This is a genomic window from Kitasatospora sp. NPDC056076 (assembly GCF_042266305.1).
Lineage (GTDB): Bacteria > Actinomycetota > Actinomycetes > Streptomycetales > Streptomycetaceae > Kitasatospora.
Genome location: NZ_JBHJWG010000019.1, coordinates 124,272 through 131,478 on the forward strand (window position 1 = coordinate 124,272; position 7,207 = coordinate 131,478).

General features: G+C 70.6%; 8 protein-coding genes. 5 read left to right on the forward strand and 3 right to left on the reverse strand.

The features are described from left to right. Nucleotides 1–2 precede the first annotated feature (2 nt). The 3 genes from ACFC1T_RS18380 to ACFC1T_RS18390 form a co-directional block, all read right to left on the reverse strand. Complete coding sequence (locus tag ACFC1T_RS18380) at nucleotides 3–1,256, reverse strand: MAB_1171c family putative transporter (protein ID WP_375889780.1); 1,254 nt, start codon at nucleotides 1,254–1,256, stop codon at nucleotides 3–5. A 25-nt stretch (nucleotides 1,257–1,281) separates the two neighbouring features. Continuing rightward, the gene (locus ACFC1T_RS18385) at nucleotides 1,282–1,770 is read right to left on the reverse strand and encodes a regulator component (RefSeq protein ID WP_375889782.1); all 489 of its coding nucleotides are present in this window, start codon (nucleotides 1,768–1,770) and stop codon (nucleotides 1,282–1,284) included. Between the two features lie 440 nt (nucleotides 1,771–2,210). Continuing rightward, nucleotides 2,211–2,633 carry a helix-turn-helix domain-containing protein gene (locus ACFC1T_RS18390; protein WP_375889784.1) on the reverse strand — a complete coding sequence of 141 codons (423 nt, stop codon included), beginning with the start codon at nucleotides 2,631–2,633 and terminating at the stop codon, nucleotides 2,211–2,213. 368 nt (nucleotides 2,634–3,001) lie between these two features. Here ACFC1T_RS18390 and ACFC1T_RS18395 point away from each other — a divergent pair, with 368 nt between their 5' ends. From ACFC1T_RS18395 to ACFC1T_RS18415, 5 genes are all read left to right on the forward strand, one after another. Beyond that, nucleotides 3,002–3,343 carry a hypothetical protein gene (locus tag ACFC1T_RS18395; protein ID WP_375889786.1) on the forward strand — a complete coding sequence of 114 codons (342 nt, stop codon included), beginning with the start codon at nucleotides 3,002–3,004 and terminating at the stop codon, nucleotides 3,341–3,343. Between the two features lie 239 nt (nucleotides 3,344–3,582). Further along, on the forward strand, nucleotides 3,583–4,953 hold the full coding sequence (locus ACFC1T_RS18400; RefSeq protein WP_375889787.1) for a winged helix-turn-helix domain-containing protein: 1,371 nt from the start codon (nucleotides 3,583–3,585) through the stop codon (nucleotides 4,951–4,953). Then, entirely contained in the window at nucleotides 4,950–5,618 is a 669-nt protein-coding gene (locus ACFC1T_RS18405) for a DciA family protein (RefSeq protein WP_375889788.1), read from the forward strand. Before ACFC1T_RS18400 ends, ACFC1T_RS18405 begins: the two co-directional genes overlap by 4 nt. 93 nt (nucleotides 5,619–5,711) lie before the next feature. Beyond that, the gene (locus tag ACFC1T_RS18410) at nucleotides 5,712–6,242 is read left to right on the forward strand and encodes a WhiB family transcriptional regulator (protein ID WP_051740789.1); all 531 of its coding nucleotides are present in this window, start codon (nucleotides 5,712–5,714) and stop codon (nucleotides 6,240–6,242) included. Next, nucleotides 6,239–7,207: DUF2637 domain-containing protein (locus ACFC1T_RS18415; RefSeq protein ID WP_375889792.1), on the forward strand; the 969-nt coding region annotated here is incomplete at its 3' end. The genes ACFC1T_RS18410 and ACFC1T_RS18415, both read left to right, overlap by 4 nt.

Consider the following 7,207-nt stretch of genomic DNA (forward strand, 5'->3'; position numbering starts at 1 on the left):
TCCTATGCCGCAGTCGCAGTGGGTGCTGCTTGCCGCTGGACGGCTACAGCGGTGCGGACAATGTCGTTGGTCGCGTACTGCTGGGAGACCGAGCGTAGCCAGAGGGCCTCGGCGCGGAGGTCTCCCGCGCGGGCGGACTCGCCGGTGGCCTGGGGAGCGGGGTCGTCCTGGTCCCGGGCACCGGTGCGGGCCGCCTCGATCGCTGCGGCGACGACGGCCGCTTCGACGATGGCGGCGCCGGTCGCGGTGCTGGCCTGCCCTCGGCGTTCGACGGCCTCCGTGGCCATGCGCTGGATGGCGCGGGAGCGATGGTTGTCCAGGTCGAGGATGCCGTCGCAGACCTCCACCACCCTGCGGTGCAGAACGACGTCCGGGTCGGTCTCGATGACGACAGCACGCAGGACGACCTGCGGGCGAACCGCGGTCACGTCCGTCCACAGCGGCAGGAGGTCCTGGGCGGTCTTGCGCTCCCACCGGCGGCGCAGCAGTTTGGCGGCCGGCCACAGCAGGGCCGGGACCGTGAGGCCGGCGGTGATCAGCAGCACGCCCAGCAGCGGCGCGGTGAAGCTGAAGCTGCAGCGGAACGGTGTGACGAGCGTGGTGCAGCGAGGGCCGCCGGGGAACAGCTCGACCCCGGCGATGGACGCGCCGGCGTTGACGACCTTGTAGGCCAGGTAGAGCAGGACGGAGAAGCAGCCGACCGCCGCTCCGCGAAGCCCGGCACGGTGGACCCGCCAGGGCGACTGGCTGCTGCGACGCCAGGTCTGGGCGAGGCAGTCGTAAGTGGCGTGCCCCATCACCAGCACGTAGGCCAGGGTGTAGACGTGGAGAAGGACGGGGGCCTGGCCCCAGTGAGTGTTCGTGAACTCGCTGCTCCAACGGCGGTCTGCGGGGACCGCGAAGAAGGCGACAGTCATCACGGTGACCGCCGCACCGAGGAAGGCAAGTCGGGGCCGGAGCCTTCTGCGGGCCTCGGCCTGCTCGTGGTTGAGGAACATGAGCCACGAGACGACGCTGACGCTCGCGACGAGCATCAATACGTTGCTGACCAGCTTCGCGAGGTCGCGGGTGACGTCGTCCGCAGCGTTCTGCACGCCGGGGTGGAAGCCCACGATGGCGACGGCCCAGGCCAGCAGCATCGTGATCGTGCTGCCGGAATGAGCCGGCCGTGCCTGGCCGTCTCGGCGCGGGCGAATCCAGAACAGGGCGGCTGCCACAAGGAGGGCGGGGAGCCCGAGCGTAATGAGGCGGATCATGGCTGGCGGCTCTTTCGGGGTCAGGTCAGGTGAACATCGCGTTCCACCGCTCGTCTGCGGCGGTGGGACGCTTCGCGGGCATCACGGTGGCGCGGTACATCCGCTGGACGATGAGGCTGGCCATCAGCTCGGCCTCCTGCTCGTCCTGCTCCTCGTAGGACGTGCGGGCAGAAATGCCGAGAACTGACCAGTCGATCATGTTGGCCAATTCGTCATCCGAGGGGATATCGGAATAACGGATCGAGCCCTTGTGCCCGCAGAGGATATGGGCCAGCTCGTGGCAGACGATCTGGCTTCGGTGAAGCGGTGACGTGTTTATCTCGAAGGAGATGACCTCGCGGTCCGAATACCTCTCACGGAGGCCGCAGGCGAAATTCCCCTTCATGTCACGCGCTTCGACGTAGATCGGGCGGCCGATCAGCGTGGAGACCGCCTGGACCAGCTCCTCCTCGCTGAAGCGATGAGGCAGGAGCGGGAGAAGGTCGCCGAGGCGGTCCTCGCAGGCCGCATGCACAATCCCCTCCTGGAATGATCTCGGGTGGGTCCGTGCTCATGGCGACGGCCTGCACCGTGGTCGTGACAGAGACGATCGTATGCATATCCATGAAGATCGTTCTCGTTAATGATCTCCATGCGGCGGAGGGGGGCCGGGAGAGCCCCTGCGACTTTGTTTCAGGTCGTGACAGAAAGTGCCGATGTGCATGATGCAACCACCTGGGATGCGCGAGACCGTGGGGCGGGATTGGGTGACGAGGCGTTAGTTCATCACCGAAAGTGAGTCAACGTGCCCACGTCAAAACGGCCTCGTGATCTGCGTCTCAGTCTCGTATTCACCCCCATTTCGTCCGCACCCCGGGATGCGTGCCCCGAAAGCCGAAATGCGCACAGACTCGCCGGGCGAGTCTATGCGCATAGATGAGGTTGAAAAATAAAGGACCCGGCGGGCCCGGACGCTCAGGGCGTGCCGGGCCCCTCGGGGTCCAGCCCCTGGGACTTGCGCGCGACGGTGATCATGTCGGCGACGAGCTTGCGGTTCTCCGGGGTCAGGTCCTTGCTGCGCAGGGCGATCGACTCGATGCCGGCATCCCGCATGGCGTTGTGGAGGTCGCGGTCGACCAGCACCTCGTCGAGGGGCTTGTCGGTCACCCAGATGTCCGGCGGCACGTCGAAGAACTTCGCGACCATGACCAGAGTGTTGATCTTGGGGTTGTCGTTGGAGCCGGACTTCATCTGCTTGAGGGTGCTCTCGCTGACGCCCGTGCCCTTGGCGACCTCGGGGATCGAGTAGGGCCCCCGCTCCCGGGGGTGGCGGTGCTCCAGCAGGTAGTTGAAGATGCCGGCAATCCGCGCCGCACCCTCTCTCGCAGCCTCGTTCATCGGCGCTCCCTCGTGTCAGATCGTCCCACGCGGACACTTTAGTGCCCGATGGTGCTCAAGTGCACATCTCGATCGACAGTTAGCTGTCCCCCTGCCCGGTATTTTGGTGTACGTTGATCGCACCCGGTGGACAGTTAACTGTCGATTGCCTGGTCAGGGGGTGTTTCGCTTCGCCCTGGACGAGGTGGGCGGCAGGGGGAACCGGCAGCAGATTGCTGCCGGGACCGAGTCCGCGGGCCGTCCTCGGCGGGCGTCCGGAGATTGCAGCTCCTTGATGCCACCCGCCGAGGGCGCGGATCACGTCCGAAGCAGCTCGGCCAGCCTGTTCCACCACGCGGCCGGTCTGCTCCACCGCCCAGGAGTCTCCCATGCCCATCCTCGCGGATACAGCCGGGTCGCCGTCGCGACCGGCCGCCACCGAGATCGCCACCGCCCCGGCCGCCTTCGTTGAGATCCTCGCCGGCCTCCTCGAGCCGCGCGCCGCCGTCGTGCGGCTGGACGCCGGTACCGGCGGCTTCCCCCGCACCGCCGGCGCGTTCGACGCCGAGGGCCAAGCGGTTCCGCAGCCCCTCGCCTACCGGCAGGCCGCAGCCCGGTGGATCGTCCAGTGCTTCCCCGGCCTGGATCCCGACCACGCCCACGAGCTCGACCTCGCCACCGGCCGCCTGACGGCAGTGGCCGTCACCGACACGGCCGCCGTGGCCGCCTGACCGGGAAGTCCCCCCGACACAGCCCGACCGTCTCCGACCCGCAGGCCCACCGCCGCCGCGACGTCGGCTGATCAACCCTGCTCCGGCCCGCGCCGTGAGAGCCCCCGGCTGCCCCTCCCGAGCGAGACAGCCCCTGCCGGTGACACCGCAGGAGAACCTCCACCGCGCACAGCCGCCCGCACTCGCCGCCGCGCCCCGACCGCCCCGGGCGCTGGCCGCCATGCCCAGCGAGGACTTCCGTGCCCAGCATCCCCCTGCCCGACCGCGCCGCCGAGGCGCACAGCACGGAGAGGACGACGAGCGCCTCCGGCCTGCTCGTTCCCGATCCTGCCCAGTGGATATCGACCACCACCGGCCGCATCGCGCCGGACACTTACACCTGGCTGCAGGCCGTTCACTGGGCGTCCGACACCCAGGCCCACGCCCCGGCCCGCGCCCACGGCCCGCGGTTCGGCCGCACCACGCTCCGGATCGCCCAGCTCCTCGCTCAGCTCACCCCGTGCAGACCCGGCGTCGGCTACCTCGTGCGGATGCTGAAGGTCTCCGAGCGCACCGTGCAGTACCACCTGTCGATCCTCCGGGAGTGCGGCCTGCTCAGCTACACCACCAAGGGCAGCCGCGTGCGCCAGGTGGGTGGCCGGGCCAGCGAGTTCGTCCGCACCATCCCGCAGCGGTTCGACGAGGCCGTCGGCCTGCGGACCGCCGAGTCCGAGACCTTCATCCGCAAGGTCGTCGGCGTCGCCTCGGACGAAGGCCGCCACGCCCTCGCGCAGCTGGGCAAGAAGGCCCGCCGAACGGTCCGTCGAACCAAGCGGCGCAGCCCCGGAAAGGCCGGCAACCGCTCCTCGTCAACCTCCCCTCGTTGCACCCCAATGGGGGTCGGTGCTGTCACGTCTTCTCCTGCAGCACCTACCAACAATCCCTCTGAGAACGACATCGCGAACGGGAACGACCAGCACCACCACGGGGACCGGAAGGGCCGTCGGCGGCTGAACCAGGTCGGTCGCCGCCACCAGCTCGGACTCGAACTCGTCCGCCAGGTCAGCTGGCTCAGCGGCAGCCCGGTGCCGCGGGTCGCCTGGGCCGTGCGCCACCTCGCCGACGCCGGGTGGACCGCCCACCAGGTCATCGCCGTACTCGCTCAGCGGACCCCGGCCACCCGGATCCACCGCCCGGTCGGATTCCTCACCGCCCGCCTGGCCGGAGCCGAGCTGCTGTACGACACCGAGGCCAAGCGCGAGGCGATCGTCGCCTGGTGGCGTGACTCGCCGCAGGCGGCTCGGGATCGCCACGCCGAGTGGGCCGGTACCTGGCAGGCGCCGCGCAGCTCCGCGGTCCAGAGCCTCTTCCGGAACGCCTGGGCGAGAGCACGGGAGACCGGCCGCCCGTCGCTGGCCGTGCTCGACGAGCAGCCCACCAGCGAGGAACACCGTGAAGCCCGCACCACGGCGTGGCGCCAGTACCTCAGCGGCAGACCCGCCCTGGTCACCTCCGCCCTGGCCATCGCCGGCCGGGAGCAGGCGGAGCAGATCTATGGGACCGACCTCGTCTCGCGTGTCCTCCGCCTCCGCGCCACCTCCAGCCACCTCCGAACAGGAGCAGCACGATGAACGACCACCAGCCCGCTACCGGGATCGACCTCGCCCGGCTCGCCCTCCGCCGAGCCCGCGCCGACGCCGTCAAGCGCCCCGACAGCATGGTGAAGACCCGGACCGCCGGGTCGACGGCCGGGCCCCGGCGCGGCCGGGTCGACCCGGTGGGCCTGGGCGCGGCCCTGTCCGACCTGATGGTCCAGCACGCCTGGCAGGAGCCGCTGGCCGGCGGCGGGCTGCTCGACCTGTGGCCGGCCGCCGTCGGCGAACTCGCCGGCCACGTCACCGCAGTGAGCTTCGACCACCAGACGGGCCGCCTTGACGTCCGCGCCGAGTCCCCGGCGTACGCGACGCACGTCCGCACCCTCGCCCCTGCGCTCGTCGCAACGCTCAATCAGGCCAACGGAGAAACGATCCTGCGCAGCATCCGAGTGCTGGGCACCCACCGGTCCCACGCCGCAGCGGAAACCCGACCGGCCGCCCGCAACGCAGCCCCCGCGTCGGAACCCAAGATCAAGACCCGGGAGGACGCCTCGCCCGGCTACCTGCGGGCCCTGGCCCAGCTCCAGGCCAGCCGCCCGAGCGCACCCGCGGACTCCAGGACGAGCCCGGCGGTCGACCGGCGGATCAGAACGCTGGCCAGAGAGACGGCGCCCCGTCTCTCCGGCACCCGCCCGCGCTAGCCACCGACAGGCCGGCGCGACCGCCCCCGGTCGCGCCGACCCGCCCCCGAACCTCCGCGCCCCGCCCGCGGACCCACCCGGAGACCCAACCCCGTGTCCACCATCACCTCGATCGCCACCCGCCGCGACCACACCTGGGTGCAGCGCGCCGCCTGCGCCGGCACCAACACCCCTGACCGCTTCTACCCCCTGCCCGACCAGGCCGAGGAGACCCGGGCCGCCAAGGCCCTGTGCGGCAACTGCCCCGTCAGCGACGAGTGCCTCACCGAAGCACTGGAGACCAACGACCGCTACGGGATCCGCGGCGGCCTCGTCGAGAGCGAGCGGATCGTGCTGCACCGCCTCAGCACCGTCGGCCGCTGGGAGGAGGACCGCGTCGTCGCAGCTCTCAACGGCCGCCCGGTCCACCTCTCCCGCCAGGAGAAGCACAGCGTCTGCGTGGTCGCCGCCATCCTCGACCTCGACCTGCGGATCTGGGCCCCAGTGCTCGGCATCGGCCGCAAGCGCGCCTTGACCCGAGTACGCGAGGCCCGCGCCCAGTTCGACGCACAGCCTTTCCTGCTCCGGCGCGAGCAGCGCATCGCCGGCGCGTTCAGCCCGGAGGCCACGGCGGTGGCGGCGTGAGTGAGACCAGCGAGCCGAGTCGGATGTCCCGATGGGACAAGGCCGCGATCGGCGTGATGGGCGCGGTCGGCGGAACCCTGAGCTACGACGCACTGCAGCAGATGGCCGTCGCCATGCACGTCCGACCCGAACTGAGCTACCTCTTCCCGGTCGCGATCGACGGGTTCATCGCGTACGGCGTGCGGGCGCTGGTTGTGCTGAAGGAAGCGCCGCTGCGGGCCCGCGCCTACACCTGGTCGGTGTTCGGCGGAGCCACAGCCACCAGCGTCTGGGCCAACTGGACCCACGCTGTCCGTCTGAACGAGACGACGACCGGCCAGGGATTCCACCTGAACAACACCGCGGTCGGCGCGCTCAGCACCATCGCCCCGTTGGTCCTTGGCGGCGCCACCCACCTGTACATCGTCATGTCGCGGCATACCTCTTCGGCCGCGCAGGCCAACGAGACGGCTGACGCGGAGACCGAGAAGAATGGGGCAGCTCGAACCGACCAGAGCGACCCTGACGAGCCGACCACGGTCCGGTCCTGGTGGCGAAACCGCTTCCGCCGTACCCGCCCCGAAGTTCAGGAACTCGATCACGCTCCGGCCATCGCCGAACAACCGCACCTTCGGCTGATCAGCAGTCCGTCCGGTCCCGTACCCGCGTCCGGTCCGTCCGGTCCGGTCGCCGGTCCCGTACCCGCGTCCGGTCCGTCCGGTCCGGTCGCCGGTCCGGTGCTGGGGTCGGGTCCGTCTGGTCCGGTACCCGGTCCGGTGCTGGGGTCGGGCTCGTCCGGTCCGGTACCCGCGTCCGGTCCGTCCGGTCCGGCACCCGGTCCGGTGCTGGGGTCGGGCTCGTCCGGTCCGGTACCCGCGTCCGGTCCGGCACCCGGTCCGGTGCTGGGGTCGGGCTCGTCCGGTCCGGTACCCGCGTCCGGTCCGTCCGGTCCGGCACCCGGTCCGGTGCTGGGGTCGGGCTCGTCC

What these genes read in the sequence shown, in the direction of transcription:
- ACFC1T_RS18380 (WP_375889780.1), bottom strand. Translation starts at nt 1,256, where the DNA reads ATGATCCGCCTCATTACGCTCGGGCTCCCCGCCCTCCTTGTGGCAGCC.
- ACFC1T_RS18390 (WP_375889784.1), bottom strand. Translation starts at nt 2,633, where the DNA reads ATGAACGAGGCTGCGAGAGAGGGTGCGGCGCGGATTGCCGGCATCTTC.
- ACFC1T_RS18395 (WP_375889786.1), top strand. Translation starts at nt 3,002, where the DNA reads ATGCCCATCCTCGCGGATACAGCCGGGTCGCCGTCGCGACCGGCCGCC.
- ACFC1T_RS18405 (WP_375889788.1), top strand. Translation starts at nt 4,950, where the DNA reads ATGAACGACCACCAGCCCGCTACCGGGATCGACCTCGCCCGGCTCGCC.